The following is a 20,310-nucleotide window of genomic DNA, read 5'->3' on the forward strand; positions in this document are numbered from 1 at the left end:
GAACATGATATTGTATATGTGATTTATACTCAATAGCAATATCCATGAGACTACACAGAAAATTCTTGAAGCTACCAAAAATTTTTTACTTTTGTGTTTCTATTTTAATTATAATCTTTGTTGGTTTTTTATTCAATAATCTAACTTCAACTGCCGCTGAAATCACTGGTATAGATTTTATTGGACAAGCAATTATACCTAATAATACTAAATTTGCAAGAACTCCTGTAGGCGGTTTATCTGGAATTACCTATGATGCTAAAAACCAGGTTTTTTACGCTATTTCAGATGATCGTAGTGAAAAAGCTCCGGCGAGGTTTTATACTTTAAAAATTGATTTAAGTAAAAGTAAGTTTCAAGATAGTGACGTGGCGATCGCTAAAGTAACTACATTGAAAAATACTGTAGGGCAACCCTTTTCATCTGGTAGTCTTGATCCAGAAGGTATTGCTTTAACTAGTAAAGAAACTGTATTTATCTCTTCCGAAGGTGACGCTAGCAAGTTAATCAGTCCTTTTATTAAAGAATTTTCGCTCTCTTCAGGAAGGGAATTGACAACATTACCAGTACCAAAAAAGTTTTTACCTGAGCAGAATGGTAAGTCTGGTATACGTAACAACTTGGCTTTTGAAAGTTTGACGATTACACCTGATGAAAAGAATCTCTTCACTGCTACTGAAAACGCCTTAATTCAAGATGGTTTAGAAATGAAACCCAACACCAGCAGTTTTTGCCGAGTGTTGCAATACAACTTACTGACACAATTACCAGAAAAAGAATTTTTATATGTGACTGAACCAGTAAAACCAACGTTCAGTTTTGGGCAAAAGTTCGCTAGTGGTTTACCTGATTTACTTGCTCTTGATAATCGAGGACACTTTCTCAGTATAGAACGTACTTTTACAGGTTTAGGCTTTTATATTAGATTGTACCAGATTTCCGTGGATAACTCTGATGATATTCAAAATATTGATAGCCTTTTAGCCATTGATGTCACGAAAATCAAACCTGTTGAGAAAAAACTGCTGCTAGACTTAACAACTTTAGATGTAGCACTAGATAATATAGAAGGCTTTACTCTTGGTCCTAGTTTAGCTGGTGGCGATCGTTCATTAATACTTGTTAGCGACAACAATTTCAATTCTCTTCAACGTACTCAGATACTAGCATTTAGACTGAAAATGGAAACACCTTTGATGAGATTACTCCGTCGTCTGTACCCATTTAAGTAGAGACAAACAGCCGTTAATCTGTGTTAACTTAAGCCCAAAGCTTTGCTAGTTCTTGTTTCTAGCCAGAGACATAGTACTAATTCCCATAACATTTGATTATACAATTTTTCATGTTAAAGGCTGTTCAATTGGAAAATGCGAAAGCAAAAGTAGTTACAATAATGCAAATTTTAGTTAAACACCAAACTCAAGCGTTTAGTAACTTACAGCAAATTTTAACTTAATGAGGTACAAAAATACCCCACCCGCGCTATCGCGCACCCTCCCCTTCTAAGGGGAGGGTAGGGAGGGGTATACTCCATTGAGATGCAAAGCGCTGTATATGAGATAACGTAACCAGCTTCAACAAAAGCTGCAATTATATTATTTAAGGCACACGAGTGCTTTTTATGAAGCATACCAGAAACATTTTCTGCAAGGAAAAATAAAGGTTGCTTATCTTTGAGAATCCGAACATATTCTAAAAATAATTGACCGCGCTCATCATTGATTCCGCGCTGGCTACCTGCTTCGCTCCAGCTTTGGCATGGAGGTCCGCCTATAATACCAATACAATCAGGGATTTCTCCTGAAGAAATTTTCCGAATGTCTCGCCTATCTAAAATTGTATCCAGATGGTTCTTTTCGTAAGTTGCCCAAATGTCTTTATCATATTCATTTGCCCATACAACATTGAAACCTGCTCTACGGAAACCTAAATCTAAGCCCCCGCAACCTGAGAATAGAGCAACTATCGCTTTTTCCATATGAAAAGGATAAGCAATCTCTCCACAACTACAAAGAAGAGTTTCTAGTACACCCTTTTGGTTGTTATCTGGAAGTATATAAACACCTGTTCGTGGAGAACTTAAATCTACACTGCCCACCTGTTTAGGAAACTAGAACACGCTCCTCTCCTGTAAATTTTTTAAAGCCAAGAATCTTGAGTACTTTGCCTACAAATGCTTGATCGTGAGGACCTTCAACTCCAATAAGCGCATAATTAAGACTCACCAGCGGACCTCCTGTCCTAAGTCCTCCCGAAGCGTTTTAAGCATATTCCAATCAAGCCGCACTACATTAGTTTTTGACTTCTCTTGTTCTAATCGGTAAACTACTAAATCAAGCTCTGGATTAGTTGCAAATAGTAGTGTATCAATCACTTCAAGACTGTGAGTAGTCGCAAAAAGTTGTACGTTCATTTTTTGAGACCAATCAACTAGCCACTGAAAGGAACGTTGGAGAGCTTCAGTATGAATAGCTGTTCCTAGCTCATCAATGAGCAAGATACCCTTTTGCACTCTAGCTAGCATTAAAGCCATTAATAGCAAGCGAGGTACACCGTCCCCAAAAGAACTGATTGGTGCAATACCTGTTTGTTGATGGCTAATGTATACACTAGGACGGGATAATTTCTGACTAGGAGGTACAAGAATCTCAAGATCAACGATCCCAGAATCCATATATTTAAGTAAATTTATAACTTCAGGTTTGAAGTCTTGAAACGTGGCTTCTGAAAGAAGTCGAATCTGAAAACGTTCCGCCCGATGAGAAAATGGGGTAATCGTAGAAACGGGCAATGCTAAATTTTTCTGCCCCCTTCTGGTTATGACTCTGTCATTCTCCCATATCTGAAACTTTTCGACTATATCATCCTCGAATAGGTGCTTCTGATCAGGAGTAACTCTTATCTCTAATTCTGCGCCAAGTTTTGTTCTATCGAAATCATCTTCAAGACTTTCATCGCCGTGATTAATTTCTTCATCACTAAATGTTTCTTTGGCTATCCATGTTCCTTCAAATTCTTGGTATCTGGCGACAAGCTTCCTGACTGGAAATACACCTGTTCCAGACATGAAAATCTCTTGTTCGTAATTCTGAACTTGTCTTCCTTGTCTATCCTGAGGAAACAACCACTTGAGAGCATCTAATCTAGGGCTACGGTATGGACTGATCTCTCTTCGCCATGCTGTAGCAAACCACTCCGATAGCTCTAATGGACGGCAGTAAGTTGATATTGCCTCCAATACACTGGTTTTACCTGCATTGTTCACTCCAACAAGGAGGTTAATCTGCCCCAGATTCTTTAACTCTAGGTTCTGTAAACCTCGAAACTGGTGGATGGTTAGACTTTCAAGATTTTTCATCTAGCTAAACCCGTATTTTAGCCCATCCTGTACTATCTTTAGACACTTTTATCCACTAGTTTAAGAGCAAAATTTGATTATATCGCTTTTTTTAATTAAAAATCCAATCTACAAGAGGGGGTGGGTGTCGATTTTCTTTTCCAATGATTCTCGTCCCCCGATTAGATGCGATCGCATCTACCCTTCAAAAAGCTTGCTCAATGCCAAGTTGAGTGCGGTAGCAATGAAAATGTGTATGAGATGAGTTTTTTCTAGACCAATTGGGAACAATAACTAATAAGAAGTTACCATTACCGACATCAGGAGTTTTTAATGATCCGCGTCCGCTATCCCCTGCTATATATTGTTGGGGCGGAAGAAGAACCTGTTGAACAAGTCCTACACAAGATACACAATCATCTCAGCTACCTCGTAAGCTCTTCTTCTGGGGTATTGTGACTGGTTGGGATGACAATGGTAGTGATAAAGGTTCGGTGATTGGCTTTAAAGGACAATATGGAAGATTATAATCCAGAACAATCAATCGATTTTAATGATGAGTTAAGACGCGAGTTGGCAAATTGGAATAAGGCAATTCGGATAAATCCAAATGATGCTAATACTTATAAACAACGAGCTGATGTTCGCAGTCAATTAGAAGACTACCAAGGAGCATTTGAAGATTATACTCAAGCAATTCGGATTAATCCAAATGACGCTAGTGCCTACAGTATGCGGAGTTATGAACGCAGAAATTTGGGAGATTACAAAGGAGCAATTGAGGATTGCACCAAGGCTATAGATTTAAATCCTAACGATGCATATGAATATAATTATCGGGCAGAACTATATTACTTTCAAGGAGAATATAAAGAAGCTCTTGAAGATTCTGACAGGGCAATTCAGCTTAACCCTCACTATCCCTTTGCATACTATCAACGTGGTCTAATCCGCAATGAATTAGGAGATTATGAGGGGGCTATTGAGGAATATAAGCAGGCACTTCAGTTAAATTATGAGGATTTTCGGTTTTATGGCTGGCGGGGACAATTAGCTTATTTATTATACATTGATCTTGGTGATGCTCGTGCTAACTTAGGTGATGACCAAGGAGCAATTGAGGATTATAATAAGGTGTTTGAGATAAAATGTTATCTTCAAATTTATGATAGAGTCTATAACAAGCGTGGAAATGCTCGTTATAAACTGGGGGATTTAGAAGGAGCAATAGAGGATTACAACCAGGCTATTCGATTTGATTCGGAAGATGCTGCATACTACATCAACCGAGGAAATGTTTACAAAGATTTAAAAAATTATCAAAAAGCTGTTGAAGATTATAATCATGCTATTAAAATTGTTGATAATTATCCCGACGTATACGAATATCGGGGTATTGCTCGCTATTATTTATGCGATAAAACAGGAGCAATTGAAGATTTAAAGAAAGCTGCTGCTCTTTATAAGGAAGGTGGATGGATAGAATATTATCAGGAGGCATTGAACCTTATTCAGTCTCTAAGTGTTACTAGTAATGCGAATATTGAAGATATTAAGGAAATTCCTGAAGCGTTTAATGGTAGACCCACTGCAGTCAAAACAACATACAATTATACTCCCAAACAACCGATTTTAAATACTCTTCTTGAAGACACTTATAAAGAGAACGGTCAGGTAATTTCAGAGAAGATTGACCGCACTCATTTAGTAGAAATAAAAAAGCTTGTAGGGGGACAAGAACTTATTGAAGCTGACGGTTTTTTCACTCCAAAAAGTATAAAGCAAGCTAGAGAGCGAATTACTGTATGTATTGCTCGACGGCAAGGACAACCTCAGTTTCGTCAAAGTTTGCTTGAAGCCTACAATTATCGCTGTGCTATTACTGGATACGATGCACAAGAAGCCTTGGAAGCTGCACATATTATTCCCTACATTGAGACTGAAAATAATCACCCCTCAAATGGATTACTTCTGCGGGCAGATATACATACACTTTTTGACCTTAACCTGATTGCTATTAACCCGGAGACAATGCGCGTACACCTTGCTCCTAGTTTGCGTCGTACTTCTTATGGGGAAATGGATGGTAAATCTTTGCAACTGCCGAAGATATCAGCTTATTTACCTAACAAAGAGGCACTTAAATCGCGATGCAATCAGTGTGAGTGGTATAGATGATTCTATTTGGGCTATAAGATTCAAGAAAATGGCAGCTCTTTAGTTTACGGAATCCAGAGCATGGCACTCCAGTTTGAACGGTAACTGTAGTTCGCTCTTACATCAGCGTGTCTCCCAGTTAAATTCCTCAGAGGTTGCCAAGTTTTCCCTATCATAAGTAATCGCTTGAATTTCATCATCTACTCGCTCAAGTCGATGGTAACGGAAATCATATTGCTCGCTACTCTCAAAAGCTTGGTGAGCAGCTATTATACACTCATAACTGTGGGTAGTGGCAAATATCTGTACGTCAGCGCGACGAGCAGCATCGGCTATTACTTTCCAAACATCAGTCAAAACTGAGTGATGCAGCCCATTTTCTATCTCGTCAATTAAAATTGTTCCACCTTTAGCATTGGCGATCGCCAACACAATCGAGAGCAAACGATTCATTCCTTCTCCCATCAGCGGTAATGGTACAAGCTTAGACACACCAATGTCGCCGTATATCATAGCTTCACGTTCCACCAATACGGTAAGACTTTGTAAGCGTGGCTCTAAAAGACGGAGAGTTTCTAAAACTTCTTCTTGCTGCTTTACAAGTGCTAGTCTGCTAAAACGTACAGCATCTTCTTTTGGGGAGCGAGTATTGGTTGTAAGATATATGCCCACAGGATTTTCTCGACGATAATATTCTCCGACAGTACCGCCATTAACTGTCAAAGCAATGTGAGAGATTTTTTTAGTTGTATCGTCTTGGTACTCAAAGACTAAGGTATCATGTGGTCTAACTTTTGTTGTAAGTGATTCCTTAGCTTGGAGAAGCTCAATTTCATCAAACAATGAACGTCGTAGTATCTTAGCTTCTTCTAATTCAGCGAAACGAATTTTTAGAGATTGCTGATTGTTGTCTTCTAAACCGCCTATTTCAATTACCTTGTTTACATCTTGGTTGAACAATAACTCTCTCAATTCTTCGAGCTTTTCAAATCGACCTTTGCTGAAAATACCGCGAACACTATTAACCTGAAATAATGCTTCAGGAATTGGATTAATGAAAATCAAAATAGCTTCTAGTAATGTTGTTTTACCAACGTTATTCTTACCAGCAATTAAGTTAATTCGTTCCAGTGGCTCAAGCGTAAAGTTCTGGAAACAACGAAAGTTTTTAAGTGTAAATGAGCGTAACATAGCTGAATTTATGGCTTCAGTAATAAGTAAGTATGTGTAAATAAACGAAAGTTTGTAGTAAGCGGCTCTAGCCCTTATAACCTAAGCTCTGAGCGCTTAAGCGCTTACTACGAACGTAGAATTTATTTTATATTTAATTTTACCTACTTACTTAATATGCCAAGATCCCCGACTTCTTTAAGAAGTCGGGGATCTATTCCCAAAAGGAGGTAAGTTTAGCCAATGTTGGCGAGTAACAATTCACGTTGCTCTGACTTGTTAACTCTTACCTGCCCGTCGTCGTCAACATCAATAATAGCGGTATCGCCTTCGGTGATTTGACCTGACAGCAACGCTTCTGCTAGAGGATCTTCCAACAGGCGCATAATTGCCCGACGTAATGGTCTAGCACCGTAGCTGGGGTTGTAGCCTTCTTGGACTACTAGGTCTTTGAAGCGATCGCTAACTTCTAAAGTAATGCCCTTTTCAGTCAAGCGACTAGCAACTTCACGCAGCATAATTTCGGAGATTTGCTTAACTTCATCCTTCTTCAACTGAGTGAAGACGATAATATCATCAACACGGTTAAGGAACTCTGGACGGAAGTAAGCTTTTAATTCCTCATTCACCAAAGTCTTGATGCGGTTGTAACTAGCTTCAGCTTGATCTTGAATGAACTCGAAGCCCAAACCACCGCCACCTTTCTCAATCACCTTAGAACCGATGTTAGATGTCATAATCAACAGCGTGTTCTTGAAGTCTACTGTGCGACCTTTAGCATCAGTCAACCGACCGTCATCCAAGATTTGCAGCAGCATATTGAATACATCGGGGTGTGCTTTCTCGATTTCGTCGAATAGCACCACTGTGTATGGTCTGCGACGTACTGCTTCGGTGAGTTGTCCGCCTTCGTCGTATCCTACGTAACCAGGAGGTGAACCGATGAGTTTGGAAACGGTGTGACGTTCCATGAACTCGGACATGTCAAGGCGAATCATCGCATCTTCTGCGCCGAAGAAGTAGGATGCCAATGCTTTCGCCAATTCTGTCTTACCTACCCCAGTAGGACCGGAGAAGATAAAGCTAGCAATTGGTCTGTCAGGATTTTTCAACCCAACTCTGGCGCGACGGATGGCTTTAGAAACAGCAGTCACTGCTTGCTCTTGACCGATGAGACGCTGGTGGAGAGTGTCTTCTAGGTGCAGCAACAACTCTGACTCAGATTCAGTGAGCTTGTTAACTGGTACGCCTGTCCAAGAAGCCACAATTTGGGCAATGTCTTCCTCATCTACATTAGGGGTGTTGACATATTGACTGTTTTGTGGTTCTGCTTGGATTTGGGTTTCTAGTTCCAACTCGCGATCGCGCAGTTTTCCAGCTTTGTCAAAATCTTGTACTTTGACTGCCTCTTGCTTGTCTTTGGTAACACCAAGTAGTTCGCGCTTCAATTCGCGAGCTTGAGAAGCCATAGAGTTACGCAGACGAACGCGAGAACCTGCCTCATCAATCAAGTCGATGGCTTTATCAGGTAAGAAGCGATCGCTAATGTAACGATCTGACAAATTAGCTGCAGCGACTAGTGCGGCATCAGTAATTTGAACTTTGTGGTGTTGCTCGTAAACTGAGCGTAAACCTTGGAGAATCTGAACTGTTTCTTCTACCGAGGGTTCTCCTACCTTAATTGGTTGGAAACGACGTTCTAAAGCTGCATCTCGCTCAATGTGCTGACGATACTCATCCAGAGTAGTCGCACCAATGCACTGTAGTTCACCCCGTGCTAGTGCTGGCTTCAGGATGTTAGCAGCATCCATACCACCTTCTGTGCCGCCTGCACCAACCAAAGTGTGAATTTCATCTATCACTAGGATGATATTGCCATTGGAGCGGACTTCTTCCATGATTTTCTTGAGGCGTTCTTCAAAGTCGCCCCGGAAGCGAGTTCCAGAAACCACTGCCCCCATATCGAGGCTAATGACTTGCTTGTCTTGGAGAATATCGGGTACGTCTTGGTTGACAATGCGTTGAGCTAAACCTTCGGCGATCGCTGTTTTACCGACACCAGGCTCCCCAATCAGAACGGGGTTATTCTTAGTCCGACGACCGAGAATTTGGATAGTACGCTCAACTTCCTTTTCACGACCAATCATCGGGTCGAGCTTACCTTCAAGTGCTAATCTGGTAAGATTTCTACCGAATTCCTCTATTGTGAGATTTTGGCTACGTCTATTATTGCCACCACCACGATTACCAGCGGAAACAGGTGTAACTTCACCTAAACGACGAATTACCGCAGTGCGGACTTGTGAAAGATCAAGTCCCAGATTTTGCAGTACTTTAGCTGCTACTCCTTCACCTGCTTCGCTTAATCCTAAGAGTAAGTGTTCAGTACCAATATAGTTATGACCTAGACTACGAGCTTCTTTAAATGATTGCTCAAATAAACTTTTCACCTTAGGAGTAAAAGGAATTTCTGGTGGTACAAAACCAGAACCCCGTCCAATAATTCTTTCGACTTCGCGACGTGCATCTTTGAGGTTTACGCCCAAGTCTGTCAGCACTTTGGCAGCAACCCCTGTTCCTTCTCCAATCAAACCCAGGAGAATTTGCTCAGTTCCTACAAAATTGTGTCCCAAGCGACGAGCTTCCTCTTGGGCTAGCATTACTACTTTAATTGCTTCGGAAGTGAAGTGTTCAAACATAGTTGGGTTTTTGCTCCCTTGCTGCTTGGGCTTTGGGTGTATTTCACCCTCACCTGAACTTTTGTGTACTTTCTTAATGTCAATGTATCTTTATTTAAACTTGAGTGGCAGTGGGGAGAGCCGTAAGATCTAAGGTGTGGTAGCCGTCTCATTTGAGATGGGGAGTAGGGGAGTAATAATTTTGACAACCTACTGACAATTCCCAATCTAAAATATGAAAGACCAACAACATCCTTTGTACAATCGCGATCGCCCCCTTGTTGATAGTTTACTCTCAGCCGAGGCGACAGACCATAATTTAGTAGAACTAGCCAGATTGCGAATTCGTTACCAAGGCTTTCCTGGTGCAAGAGACATCCAACAAGATTTGGATAAAGTCTTACAACAGTGGGGTTTGAGTGAAGCTGAACTTTATGCAAAAACTCAAGAGCTTCATCAAATTGGGGGAATCTACAAAAGTCGCGGTAAACGAGACGAACAAGACTGGAATTAGCCATTTGTAGCTCACAAACTCACAAACTCCCCTACTCCCCCAATCCCCCACTCCTTTGCTCCCCATGTTCTCTCAACTGCTTGACTAGTTTTTCTTGGGAAGAAGGAGAGAAAATAATAGTTGTGGGTACTTCTTTCCCAGTACTGTCTAATTTGATCGTAGTAGGTGCGGTATTCACTACCACCTGTTTTTGATTTTCTTTTGGAGTAGGGTTAACAACACTTGACTGATTAACAGTAGCTTGTACTGATTCTAAAGTAGCGGCTACTTGCACTTGCTGGTGCATTTGTTGAGTGGAAGAAACTAAACCACTCAAACCATTCACTAGTTGTCGTAAATTTTCGCGAAAAGTGGGATCGCCTGTTAACTCATCTAAATCCGATGTAATTTTCTGAGTATTTTCAAATGTTACCCGTGCTGAATCGAGAGTTTGTTGCAGCAAAGTTACATTATTAGGATTATTCAGATTCTTGGTAACATCGCGTAAATTAGCAGAAGCTTGTGCTGCATTTGCGGAGAGACTTTCTAAGTTTTTGATTAATTCGCCTTGAGTAACACGATTCACAGCAGGCGAAAGGCTGTTAACTGTTGAACGTAGTTGCTGGCTTGTTTGACTAATATTGTTTAGTGTAGTCACTAGAGCAGAGCGGTTGCTTGTTAATACACTATCAAGGTTGTTCACAAGTTTATTGACTTGCCCGGTAGTAAGACGAATTTCTTTGGCTGTTGCCCCAAATTGATTGGCTGTATTACCAAATTGATTTGCGGTAGTATTAATTTGATTTAAGGTTTGGGTAGTAGATGCCGTGAGTTGATTTGTAGATCTTTGAATAGTATTGGTAGTAGCGGTAAAGCTGCTGAGTTGTTGTTGAAAGCTTTTACTTAAAACAGTAAGACTACGAGTTAGTTCAGCGACATTCGCTGCTGCTAAAGATGTATTTTCTACTGCTTTATTAACATTTTTATAAAATTCAGGATTGCTGTATCTAGTTGTTAATTCTGTTGAAGAACGAATAAGTTGATCTAAACTAATACCAATTTGACCTTTTAATCGAGAGCCGTTACAAACGATCATTTGGGGATTACAGTTTTTGTCTAGAGGTTTAGCGATGGTAATTCCAGGCGGAATCTGTGTTCTTGGTGTGATATCAATAACACTTTCGCTAATTAGTCCGGATTGATTCGCTTCAATCAGCACATCGCGAGGAATAATTAGATTAGGTTGAAAAAATTCAAGTTCTACTTCAACATAGTTTGCTCTAGGTCTAATAGCAGAAATACTGCCTACTTTTACACCACGATATTGAACAACTGCGCCCTTTTGCATCCCACCAGCGTTAGCAAACTCCACAATAGCTTTGTATGTGTTGCCAGCAGCAGTATATCGATTCAACCATAAAAATATGATTCCAAATACTCCCAATCCTAGTAAAAGCAACAACCCCGCTGAGCCTTCGCGAAATGCTCGCCTAGATGTGAAGCGGCTTGACAATAAATCTCGCATTTTTTCCTCCTCTCGGATGAATTTGAAATTTTAGATTTTAAAATAAATTTTAGATGGCAGAGCAAATCCAAAATCCAAAATCTTTCTACCCTATGACATGAATCGGTCCTTCTACACTTCCACTTCTAAATTGTCTAATTAAAGGATTATCTGTACTATCTAATTCACTGACTGTACCTTGCCACTGGACTTTACCATGATAAAGAAACACAATTTGGTCAGCAGTACGACGAATGGTACTATCTTGGTGGGTGACTATAACATAAGTACCACAAACTCCTTGTGTACATTGTAACTGTCTGATTAAATCTTCTATTACCGTTGAAGCAATTGGATCAAGTCCGGCTGTAGGTTCATCGTATAGTAAAACTTCTGGTGTGTCTTTGGGGTTATCAGGGTTAGACATAATAGCACGAGCAAAACTAACCCGTTTTCGCATCCCTCCAGAAAGTTCGGCGGGGTAGCGATCGCCTATTCCTGATAAGCCTACCATCTCCAATCGATGATTAACTAATTCTCGAATGCGCGCTCGGCGTAGTTTTGAATACTGGAATAGTGCAAACCCCACATTCTCCTCCACTGTCAACGAATCAAACAACGCCGCTTGCTGAAACACCATCCCAATCCCCACCGGATTACCACCATCTTCAATTAACCCTTCTCGCCGCACTCCTTGCACGTAAACTTCTCCAGAATCTGGCTCAGTTAACCCAGCAATCACCCGTAAAATTGTTGATTTACCAGTACCACTAGGACCAATAATTCCCAGCGCCTCTCCACGATAAATCGTCAAGTCTACATTATCTAAAACTTTATTATTACCAAAGGACTTAGAAACACCTTTGAGTTCAATTAATGGTTCTGTCATGGTTAATGGTTAATATTTATTTACAACTAACAATTAACAATTAACAATTATGTACGATAGTGATGTCATAGTCGTTGGTAGCGGTATTGGAGGTTTAACTGCTGCTGCGTTACTTGCTCGTTATGGTTTCCGGGTAATTGTCTGTGAGAGCCATACAATTCCTGGAGGCGCTGCTCATAATTTTAGACGACGGGGGTTTGAATTTGATTCTGGTCCTTCATTTTATTGTGGTCTAACTCATAGCGACAGTTTAAATCCGATAAAACAAGTTCTTGATGCGATCGGCGTTTCTATAGAAGCCATAAGTTATGACCCATTAGGACATTACCATTTTCCCGAAAGCACTTTTCCTGTTTATAGTAATATAGAACGCTACCGTGAAGAAGTAGCTAAAATCACGCCCCAAGGTGCTAGAGAACTCCAGCAGTTTGAAGAACGCTTGCTACCACTTTACCAGGCAATGAAAGGTATTCCAACTTTAGCTTTAAGGGCAGATTGGCAGTTGATTACCGTATTACTGAGAAATTACTTGCCATCTTTGTTGAAAATGCTACCACAATTACTTACTGTGCAATCATCAGTAGGTAATGTCATGGATGCAACAGTGAAAGACCCCTGGGTACGAAGACTAATCGACTTGGAATGCTTTCTACTATCAGGTTTAAAAGCTCATGGCACTATTGCTCCAGAGGTAGCTTTTATGTTAGGTGAACGTTCTCGCATCGGTGTTGAGTATCCTGTAGGAGGTAGCGGAGCAATTGTCAATGCCTTAGTACGGGGGTTAGAACGTTGGGGTGGTAAATTGCTGCTAGGATGTCACGTCGAACAGATTTTGGTAGAGACGCCCCGCCGGGGCGTCTCCGGTGTGCGGATAAGAACCCCCCAACCCCCCTTTTCAAGGGGGGCTAAATTCCCTGCTTTTCAAGGGGAGCAAGGGGGGATCATCAAAGCGCCTATAGTAATATCTAACGCGAGTCTCTGGGATACTTACACTCAGTTATTGCGGAAAGAAGACTTGCCCTCATCCTACCGTGACACAGCATTAAATACGCCTGCTGTAGATAGTTTCATGCATTTACATTTAGGCATCAAAGCAGATGGCTTAGAGAATTTGACGGGACATCATGTCGTAGTACACGATAATGACACAGATATCACAGCACCAGGGAATACCTGTATGATATCAATTCCGAGTGTGTGGGATGCGACACTTGCCCCAGAGGGACATCATGTGGTTCATGCATACACTATGGAACCCTATGCCGGATGGGAACGGAATGAACAGTATGAACACAGGAAGCACGCAAAAGCACAAACTTTATATCGTGCTTTAGAACGAATTATCCCACATATTAGGGAGCGAGTAGTGTTGGAACTAATTGGCACACCTTTAACCCATGCCCATTATTTACGAAGATACCAGGGAACTTATGGTCCGGCGATCGCCGCAGGTAAAGGAATGTTTCCCAGCATACACACGCCAATACAGGGATTGTATCGTGTAGGTGATAGCACTATGCCAGGAATTGGTGTACCAGCGGTGGCAGCTTCTGGCATTTTGTGCGCAAATACCTTGGTAAACCCGCAAGTGGTAAGACAGTTTTTCATTAGTTGATATATGTTATTGTGTTTTTAGTACTGGTAAAAGCCAGAAATACTTGCTCTTCCATACTTACAGACATTACCAATCTTGGAAACAGTCCATTTATGATCTACATTAGAAGTACACTATAATAAAGCCAAAACAGGCTTAACAAATATATTTTTGCTTGACAAGTAGTGTATGTTGCACAGTTAACAAAAACCCAACTAAAAGCAACAATATTATTTATGCTGTTATTTGTAACTCAGTGTATGACAAAATGAACAAAAAGAATTAAATATGTTATTTCCTTAAACAGGAATTACTAATACGTACACAACATCGTTATCTATAGTTTGTTGATTAATCAAACATGAGAATTGCACAAATTCCCAATCAGGTAAAGTCAGGAATATTTCAATTAATTAAAATTAGTGAACATAATTTTGAGCAAGTAATTTCTGCAATTAAATCTGCTCCTGTTGCATTTAATGTAAATCAAATATTATTGGAGTTTCAAAACCATTTAGAAAATTTAGATGATGAAAATGTTAGAGATATCGTAAGAGCTATACTTTCTTTTTTTGCGCTTCGGGAAAGTACAAATAGTTCAATAGAACAAATATCAGAAGATTTGATTGAGGCTATACTTTCAGATGATGATTTTGTCAAAGAATTTTCAGATGAGCAACTAGACAGTTTTAAAGATAGGTTAGTTAAATTATTAGAAATCGATACCTCACTAAAGCTTTCGACGAAAGCCGTAAATTTGTTACAAGAGTATGAACGTATTCTGCTTGAATCACGTATTATTACTGATATAAGACCATTGTTGTCAACAGATTCAGACAAAGATGTAACAGGAGCGCTAATCGTTCATACTTTAAAGATAGAGTACAGAGATGCAGATGGATTTAAAGAATTTTATGTTGCTTTAGATTCTAAAGATTTACAGAACTTAAGAGAACAATTGAACAAGGCTGAAGAAACTGCTAATGCTATTGAAAAGATGTTAAGTAAAGCAAATATTACTTATTTAAATCCTACAGTTGAATCTTAGTAAATAAACAGGAAGGAGTAAATTAATGTTGACAGTAGGTTTATACGAAAGAAAACAAAAAAGTTTAGGACTCGAATACACATATATACTAACCAGCAAAGACTTGATTAAAGAAATTAAATTGTCGCTTTACTCAGATACTAAATTTTTACCACTAATACAGTCTTCTGATGTCTGGTTAAGTCCAGTAGAAAAATTACTGGACAAAGAAGTACAGAGAAGCCGTAGACTTTCCTATAATATACGACGCATTGGAAAAGTTTTTTCTATTGAAAATGAAAAAGAGTTTGCTCAATTTGTATTAAAAAACTCAGAAATGGTATCCTTATTGTTAGAAGCTCAAAAACAAATAAGGAAATATTTTCAACATGAAAAGCTCAGTCTAAAAGTGTCTTCGGATTATGAGTATCCTGAATGGGAAAAACTTGTACTTTCTATCTGTACGGATGTAAAATGTTCTGATGAAGCGTTTAATAAGCTATCTGTTTTAGATGAAACCTGGTGGCTAGAAGCTTCCTCAGGTATAGGTTTAAATCTTTATATCGGTTTGGAATTTGAATGAAGTTTGACTGGTATAGTTATTTGGCTCTAGCAGAGCATCTCCTAAATGAAGTTAATACTTCTTTCGTTCAGTCAAACAATCCTTCAGACTGTGTAGACAGTAACTCAATTAATGAAGCTAAGTTACGTTGTGCAAGCAGCAGGGCTTACTACTCAGCTTTTTGCCTTGCTAGAAGTTACTTAAGAGATGTTGCAGGATATTACCAATTAGAAGAATGGCAAGAATATAAGACACGTCCTCATGAGTTCATAATAAGTACATTTAGAGACAATAAAAACAGAGATTACAATCGGATAGGCGTTTTTCTTGAACGCCTAAGAAAAATTAGAAATCAAGCTGATTACCAAGACTCTGTATCTTTTCAAGTACTTAGTAGCGAGGCAAAATATGCTGTTAATATAGCCAAACAAATTATTGAACATCTAAGAAAGCTAGAACAAAAATAAATTTGTTAATTTCAAACACTACTGACAAAAACAGCGCCATAGCAACTTATAATACCGTTTCACTGCGATCGCCACCAATATCATAGGCGGTTGTTTGCTATAGTCTTTTTCGCGTCAGGATCAATAAACTAACACCAAATTTGCACAACTCTACCTTGAAGTTGTTGTCCAAGCCAAGGTGTATTACTAGAAAGTGTGTGAAGGTTTTGCTGCTCTACTTTCCAACTATGTTGGGGATCAAATAAGGTGAGTTCGGCTTTTGCACCGGGAGCTATTTCACTCGTCTTCTGTTGCAAACACATGGCTGGATTGGTACTTAAAGCTTTCCACAATTCACTTGCTGTATATTCCCCAGATTCTACCAGATGCTGCCACAACAAGGGCAAAGCTAACTCAAAACCAATTGCCCCTGGTGGTGCTTCGGCAAAAGCAACAGTTTTTTCTTCGTAACTATAGGGTGCATGATCAATAGCAATGGCATCTATGACACCCGTCTGCACTCCCCGCCGTAACGCTGCCCTATCACTGGGATTACCTAAAGGCGGTTCTAAACGTAGCGCCGTATTATAACTTTTAATTGCTTTTGTGTCAATTAAAAGATGCATCCAAGTAGTGCTGGCAGTAATCGGCAAACCACTAGCTTTGGCGGCGGCGATTAATTCGACACTGCGAGCAGTGGAAACGCGCATGATGTGTACTGGAGTACCCGTAGCAACAACCAATTCCAATAAAGCGGTAATAGCCGAAGTTTCAGCGCTAGGGGGAGTACCTGGTAAACCGAAGCGAATTGAGTCTGTGCCTTCGCGCATGACGCCATTTGCCATTAACTGGCGATCGCAACACCAAAAAGCAACTGGTTTGCGCAAAGGCTGAATATATTCCAACACTCGCCGCACAAGGAGCAAATTTTCCCAAGGTTGACTATCAGTAAAACCAACTACTCCTGCCGCTGCCAAATCTGCCAACTCCGTCATTTGCTTACCAGCAAAATCCTGGGTAAGTGCGCCCCAGATGTGGAGATGAGGGGAGGGAGTGAGGGATCCCCTACTCCCCTGCCCCCCTGCTCCCCTACGAGAAAGCAAGCTTGCTACCACAGCGGGGTTATCGATTGGTGGAGATGTATTGGGTAAAATGTTAACTCGTGTAAAGCCACCAGCGGCAGCAGCCTGCAACAGGGACTTGAGAGTTTCTCGTTCTTCAAACCCTGGTTCCCCGGAGTAACTATACAAATCCACCAAACCCGTTCCTAGTACCATACCGCGACAATCTCTAATTTGAGTGTCATTTGGCACATCATAAATACTATTGGCAACTGATCTGATATAGCCATCAGCAATCAGTACATCAGCAATTTGATCGGTTCCAGAAACAGGGTTAATAACCCTTACTTGTTGTAGTAATTCACTTGTCATAGTTTTGAGCGTTGAGTTATGAGTTAGAGAGTGTGTTAATTTAAAACTCAAAATTTATAACTCATAACTCTTACAATGCTCCTGCTGCTGTTTTATCCAATACGCCTCCACCAAAATGAGAGGTGATATTCATTGTTTGCAAAACTGGCGAACCATTTAATCCCCAAGGGTAGTCAATCACGCTGACTGCGCCATTACCTTGACGGAAATGCCAAAATTGCTTTGCTGATAAACCAAGAATATGACACAGCAAGGTTTTGTTTGTAGCATCATGAGCCACTACTAACCCAGTTTTAACTTGCTTGGATAATGCATCTTGGACAATAGAATCCCAAGCAGCAACGGCACGTTCCCACACCTGCTGTAAATTTTCTCCTTCTGGCATTTGTACCTCATCTGGTACTGTCCGCCAACGGTGCAATTCTCCTGGAAACTCAGTTTCTATTTCTTTCTCTAATTTTCCTTCCCAAAGCCCGTGGCTAATTTCCCTTAAACCATCAAGTAATTCCAAATTTATACCTTGATGGTGCTGTAATATAATTTCTGCTGTTTCTTGAGGACGTAGCATAGAGCTACTCACAGCAAAATCAATCGCCACATCTTTAAGAAACTCGCCACATAAAGCTGCTTGTCGCCTACCATTATCGTTCAGGGGAACATCGATTTGACCTTGAAACCTAGTTTGACGGTTCCATTCTGTTTCCCCATGACGCACTAACAATAATCGTACTCCTTGATGGTCTGGGCGCAAAGAGGGCAGAACTTCCCCCATATGTTGGGTTTGATTCATCGATTCTAGTTGAACTGATTCTCCCAAACCACCAGCAAAATTTAGTACACTAATACCACAATTAGATTGCTGTAGGGAATGGTAACGAGCTGCTGAGATTGACAGTGCAGTGCCAATTAAAGCACGATTAATACCGTTATGCCCCACTATTAGTATGGTTTCGCCTTGATGGCGAGATAAAACTTCTTGCCAAAACTGCTTTGCTTGTTCGTACAAAGCTAATACAGGAAAAAATTCTTTTGTTGAGTCTCCAGTACCAACTTGCATCTGTAGTTGGTGGGGACTTTCGTGCCAAACACGGTAGTCTTCAGGAAACTTCTGCTTAACTTCAGTCGTCAGCATTCCTACCCAAGCACAGAGATCAATTTCCAGCAACAAATCGCTTGTTTGCGGAACAACTTCTCCAGAATAAGTTAGTAGTTCCCGATGAATAATATCTGCTGTATGTTTGGCTCTTTGTAGAGGACTACTATAAATTGCATCAAATTTAATGTTCCTGAGGGCTTTGCCTACTTGAATAGCATCGTTGGAACCTTTATCAGTTAATGTGGACGCATCGGAGCGTCCTTGAATACGCTTTTCGGTATTATAGGTACTTTGACCGTGGCGCACTATGATGACGCGAGTCACTTTTTGCCCTCCTCTATCTAAAGGTCTAATTTTACTGCAAAGTGTTCGCAAAGTAACTTAAGTTAGATAGATTTAGGTGTAAAAAGCGCTCTTAGGGCTGTCACTAAGAGCGCTAATAGTTGTTCTTCATTCATGGAGAGTGCTATTTTGATCTATTCCTACTGTCGTTATTAGCTCCAGTGAGATCAAACTGCACTTGCACTCCGTCATTACCGTTAAAGGATTGATCTGCTTGTGGGAAAAGGATACCATTTGGATCTGTTACTTGTTGGGTAACGCTACGACGTACTTCGAGTTGGTTACCAACTTCCCAGGTTCCTGTGTTGGAAAGAGTATTTTCCCCAGTATTGCTAGTGCTAGTGTTCACAGAACTTTGATTGGGTGAAAAAAATCTATCAAAGTCCTGTTGAGATGTTCTGTTGTTTATGCCAGTGAGTGAATTACCAGATCCGTTATAATTGCTGGTATTTGCTCTGGGCGATTGTGCGTAAACTGGGTTCCCTAAGCCTACAATAGCTGTGGCGATCGCCAAGGCAGCTGTGATTTTACTTTTCATAACTGTGTTCCAAATGGATTTTTTATTTTTCCGCCAGTAAATTCTCTATCTGTACTCTAAGATCTGCCAGAAACAACTTAATCGTCAACAGTTAATAACTACGATGTAGTTAGTGTTGATGAGGGCTGTCGTCTCCTGGCGCTAAAATTCGACTTTTCTTTAAGTTAGTAAATATTTATTACTTTTACCTCTTATTCAGGAACTAAGTCAGAAGACTGAGAACAACCAATTGATTGTAAAAAACCGTATAGCTGTGCCATTTAATACTGAACTACTGCCTCGGATCAATGCCAAATCAGTGCGAGAAAATGGTAAACAATACTATATAGACACTGATGGAAACCGCATTCCCAGTGTGACAACGATACTTGATGCGACTAAACCACAAGCAGAACGAGATAGGCTCAACAACTGGAAAACTCGTGTAGGTATAGAAGAAGCCACTCGTATTTCCACTACCGCTAGTCGGCGCGGAACTCATACTCATAAACAAATTGAACGCTACTTACTGGGCGAAAATCCCGTTTGTTCCGAAGCGACTCGCCCATATTGGGAAAGCATCAAACCTGTTTTAGAAGAAATTGAGACAGTTAGACTCGTGGAAGGCTCTGTTTTTCACTATCAAATGGGTTATTGTGGCAAAGTTGATTGTGTTGCCAGTTATAAAGGCGTGAGTTGTGTTTGCGAATGGAAAACAGCAGACAAACCCAAAGGTACAGTTGAACGATTGTACGAATATCCACTGCAACTAACAGCATATCTAGGTGCAGTGAATGATTATTACCGCGATTATGATATTGACATCAATCATGCTTTGTTAGTTGTAGCCATACCAGAAAGAGAAGCTGAGGTATTTTGGTTTGAACGAACAGTAATGCAAGATTACTGGATGCAATGGGAAAAACGAGTTGCTCAGTATTGGCAACGGAGAAAACTTTGAATAGCGAATATACCCGACTTCTTAAAGCCCACATTCCGCACCCTTAACTGGCACATAGGAGAACGCATCGCCATTTTAGTACATAAGAACTAAAAAAGAAGTAG

General features: G+C 40.3%; 18 protein-coding genes. 8 read left to right on the top strand and 10 right to left on the bottom strand.

Features of this window, described 5'->3' with window-relative positions:
* The first annotated feature begins 44 nt into the window (after window positions 1-44).
* Complete coding sequence (locus ICL16_RS43310) at window positions 45-1,232, top strand: esterase-like activity of phytase family protein (protein WP_190838710.1); 1,188 nt, start codon at window positions 45-47, stop codon at window positions 1,230-1,232.
* Between the two features lie 215 nt (window positions 1,233-1,447).
* Here ICL16_RS43310 and dcm read toward each other — a convergent pair whose 3' ends face one another.
* The 3 genes from dcm to ICL16_RS43320 are packed head-to-tail and all read right to left on the bottom strand — an operon-like array spanning window position 1,448 to window position 3,358.
* Complete coding sequence (gene dcm / locus ICL16_RS43315; RefSeq protein WP_337907230.1) at window positions 1,448-2,098, bottom strand: DNA (cytosine-5-)-methyltransferase; 651 nt, start codon at window positions 2,096-2,098, stop codon at window positions 1,448-1,450.
* Between the two features lie 4 nt (window positions 2,099-2,102).
* The gene (locus tag ICL16_RS47090; protein WP_273040238.1) at window positions 2,103-2,225 is read right to left on the bottom strand and encodes a hypothetical protein; all 123 of its coding nucleotides are present in this window, start codon (window positions 2,223-2,225) and stop codon (window positions 2,103-2,105) included.
* Complete coding sequence (locus ICL16_RS43320) at window positions 2,222-3,358, bottom strand: AAA family ATPase (RefSeq protein WP_190838712.1); 1,137 nt, start codon at window positions 3,356-3,358, stop codon at window positions 2,222-2,224. The genes ICL16_RS47090 and ICL16_RS43320 overlap by 4 nt, the downstream gene beginning before the upstream one ends.
* A 495-nt stretch (window positions 3,359-3,853) precedes the next feature.
* Between ICL16_RS43320 and ICL16_RS43325 the strand changes: the two genes are divergently transcribed.
* A complete protein-coding gene (locus ICL16_RS43325) occupies window positions 3,854-5,515 on the top strand; it encodes a tetratricopeptide repeat protein (RefSeq protein WP_190838714.1) in 1,662 nt (553 codons plus the stop codon).
* 102 nt (window positions 5,516-5,617) lie between these two features.
* Here ICL16_RS43325 and ICL16_RS43330 read toward each other — a convergent pair whose 3' ends face one another.
* Together ICL16_RS43330 and ICL16_RS43335 are read right to left on the bottom strand one after the other, a co-directional pair.
* Window positions 5,618-6,685: an AAA family ATPase gene (locus tag ICL16_RS43330; RefSeq protein ID WP_190838717.1), complete on the bottom strand. Its 1,068-nt coding sequence runs from the start codon at window positions 6,683-6,685 to the stop codon at window positions 5,618-5,620.
* 215 nt (window positions 6,686-6,900) lie between these two features.
* Window positions 6,901-9,363 (bottom strand): ATP-dependent Clp protease ATP-binding subunit, encoded by a 2,463-nt coding sequence (locus ICL16_RS43335; protein WP_190838719.1) that lies wholly within the window; start codon window positions 9,361-9,363, stop codon window positions 6,901-6,903.
* Between the two features lie 214 nt (window positions 9,364-9,577).
* Between ICL16_RS43335 and ICL16_RS43340 the strand changes: the two genes are divergently transcribed.
* Window positions 9,578-9,856: a DUF3288 family protein gene (locus ICL16_RS43340; protein ID WP_190838721.1), complete on the top strand. Its 279-nt coding sequence runs from the start codon at window positions 9,578-9,580 to the stop codon at window positions 9,854-9,856.
* 31 nt (window positions 9,857-9,887) lie between these two features.
* Here ICL16_RS43340 and ICL16_RS43345 read toward each other — a convergent pair whose 3' ends face one another.
* A complete protein-coding gene (locus tag ICL16_RS43345; RefSeq protein WP_190838723.1) occupies window positions 9,888-11,360 on the bottom strand; it encodes an MlaD family protein in 1,473 nt (490 codons plus the stop codon).
* Window positions 11,361-11,445: 85 nt separating this feature from the next.
* Window positions 11,446-12,228 (bottom strand): ABC transporter ATP-binding protein, encoded by a 783-nt coding sequence (locus ICL16_RS43350; protein ID WP_190838725.1) that lies wholly within the window; start codon window positions 12,226-12,228, stop codon window positions 11,446-11,448.
* A gap of 49 nt (window positions 12,229-12,277) precedes the next feature.
* Between ICL16_RS43350 and ICL16_RS43355 the strand changes: the two genes are divergently transcribed.
* The 4 genes from ICL16_RS43355 to ICL16_RS43370 all read left to right on the top strand — a co-directional run bounded on the left by ICL16_RS43355 (window position 12,278) and on the right by ICL16_RS43370 (window position 15,878).
* Complete coding sequence (locus ICL16_RS43355; RefSeq protein WP_190838727.1) at window positions 12,278-13,843, top strand: phytoene desaturase family protein; 1,566 nt, start codon at window positions 12,278-12,280, stop codon at window positions 13,841-13,843.
* Between the two features lie 340 nt (window positions 13,844-14,183).
* Complete coding sequence (locus ICL16_RS43360; RefSeq protein ID WP_190838729.1) at window positions 14,184-14,870, top strand: hypothetical protein; 687 nt, start codon at window positions 14,184-14,186, stop codon at window positions 14,868-14,870.
* 25 nt (window positions 14,871-14,895) lie between these two features.
* A complete protein-coding gene (locus ICL16_RS43365) occupies window positions 14,896-15,432 on the top strand; it encodes a hypothetical protein (protein WP_190838731.1) in 537 nt (178 codons plus the stop codon).
* Window positions 15,429-15,878: a HEPN domain-containing protein gene (locus ICL16_RS43370; protein WP_190838733.1), complete on the top strand. Its 450-nt coding sequence runs from the start codon at window positions 15,429-15,431 to the stop codon at window positions 15,876-15,878. The genes ICL16_RS43365 and ICL16_RS43370 overlap by 4 nt, the downstream gene beginning before the upstream one ends.
* A gap of 128 nt (window positions 15,879-16,006) precedes the next feature.
* Here the strand turns inward: ICL16_RS43370 and ICL16_RS43375 are convergent, their stop codons facing one another.
* From ICL16_RS43375 to ICL16_RS43385, 3 genes are all read right to left on the bottom strand, one after another.
* Window positions 16,007-17,290 carry a dihydroorotase gene (locus ICL16_RS43375; protein ID WP_190838736.1) on the bottom strand — a complete coding sequence of 428 codons (1,284 nt, stop codon included), beginning with the start codon at window positions 17,288-17,290 and terminating at the stop codon, window positions 16,007-16,009.
* Window positions 17,291-17,360: 70 nt separating this feature from the next.
* Window positions 17,361-18,710 carry a histidine phosphatase family protein gene (locus tag ICL16_RS43380; protein WP_190838738.1) on the bottom strand — a complete coding sequence of 450 codons (1,350 nt, stop codon included), beginning with the start codon at window positions 18,708-18,710 and terminating at the stop codon, window positions 17,361-17,363.
* Between the two features lie 142 nt (window positions 18,711-18,852).
* Window positions 18,853-19,266 carry a hypothetical protein gene (locus ICL16_RS43385; protein WP_190838740.1) on the bottom strand — a complete coding sequence of 138 codons (414 nt, stop codon included), beginning with the start codon at window positions 19,264-19,266 and terminating at the stop codon, window positions 18,853-18,855.
* 229 nt (window positions 19,267-19,495) lie between these two features.
* On the opposite strand from ICL16_RS43385, the gene ICL16_RS43390 reads away from it, so the two are divergent.
* A complete protein-coding gene (locus ICL16_RS43390) occupies window positions 19,496-20,206 on the top strand; it encodes an exonuclease (RefSeq protein WP_202895993.1) in 711 nt (236 codons plus the stop codon).
* Window positions 20,207-20,310 lie beyond the last annotated feature (104 nt).

This window comes from Iningainema tapete BLCC-T55 (assembly GCF_014698965.1).
Classification (GTDB): Bacteria; Cyanobacteriota; Cyanobacteriia; order Cyanobacteriales; family Nostocaceae; genus Iningainema; species Iningainema tapete.

What these genes read in the sequence shown, in the direction of transcription:
- ICL16_RS43375 (WP_190838736.1), bottom strand. Translation starts at nt 17,290, where the DNA reads ATGACAAGTGAATTACTACAACAAGTAAGGGTTATTAACCCTGTTTCT.
- ICL16_RS43325 (WP_190838714.1), top strand. Translation starts at nt 3,854, where the DNA reads ATGGAAGATTATAATCCAGAACAATCAATCGATTTTAATGATGAGTTA.
- ICL16_RS43360 (WP_190838729.1), top strand. Translation starts at nt 14,184, where the DNA reads ATGAGAATTGCACAAATTCCCAATCAGGTAAAGTCAGGAATATTTCAA.
- ICL16_RS43370 (WP_190838733.1), top strand. Translation starts at nt 15,429, where the DNA reads ATGAAGTTTGACTGGTATAGTTATTTGGCTCTAGCAGAGCATCTCCTA.
- ICL16_RS43320 (WP_190838712.1), bottom strand. Translation starts at nt 3,358, where the DNA reads ATGAAAAATCTTGAAAGTCTAACCATCCACCAGTTTCGAGGTTTACAG.
- ICL16_RS43350 (WP_190838725.1), bottom strand. Translation starts at nt 12,228, where the DNA reads ATGACAGAACCATTAATTGAACTCAAAGGTGTTTCTAAGTCCTTTGGT.
- ICL16_RS43385 (WP_190838740.1), bottom strand. Translation starts at nt 19,266, where the DNA reads ATGAAAAGTAAAATCACAGCTGCCTTGGCGATCGCCACAGCTATTGTA.
- ICL16_RS43335 (WP_190838719.1), bottom strand. Translation starts at nt 9,363, where the DNA reads ATGTTTGAACACTTCACTTCCGAAGCAATTAAAGTAGTAATGCTAGCC.
- ICL16_RS43365 (WP_190838731.1), top strand. Translation starts at nt 14,896, where the DNA reads ATGTTGACAGTAGGTTTATACGAAAGAAAACAAAAAAGTTTAGGACTC.
- ICL16_RS43330 (WP_190838717.1), bottom strand. Translation starts at nt 6,685, where the DNA reads ATGTTACGCTCATTTACACTTAAAAACTTTCGTTGTTTCCAGAACTTT.
- ICL16_RS43310 (WP_190838710.1), top strand. Translation starts at nt 45, where the DNA reads ATGAGACTACACAGAAAATTCTTGAAGCTACCAAAAATTTTTTACTTT.
- ICL16_RS43340 (WP_190838721.1), top strand. Translation starts at nt 9,578, where the DNA reads ATGAAAGACCAACAACATCCTTTGTACAATCGCGATCGCCCCCTTGTT.
- ICL16_RS43355 (WP_190838727.1), top strand. Translation starts at nt 12,278, where the DNA reads ATGTACGATAGTGATGTCATAGTCGTTGGTAGCGGTATTGGAGGTTTA.
- ICL16_RS43345 (WP_190838723.1), bottom strand. Translation starts at nt 11,360, where the DNA reads ATGCGAGATTTATTGTCAAGCCGCTTCACATCTAGGCGAGCATTTCGC.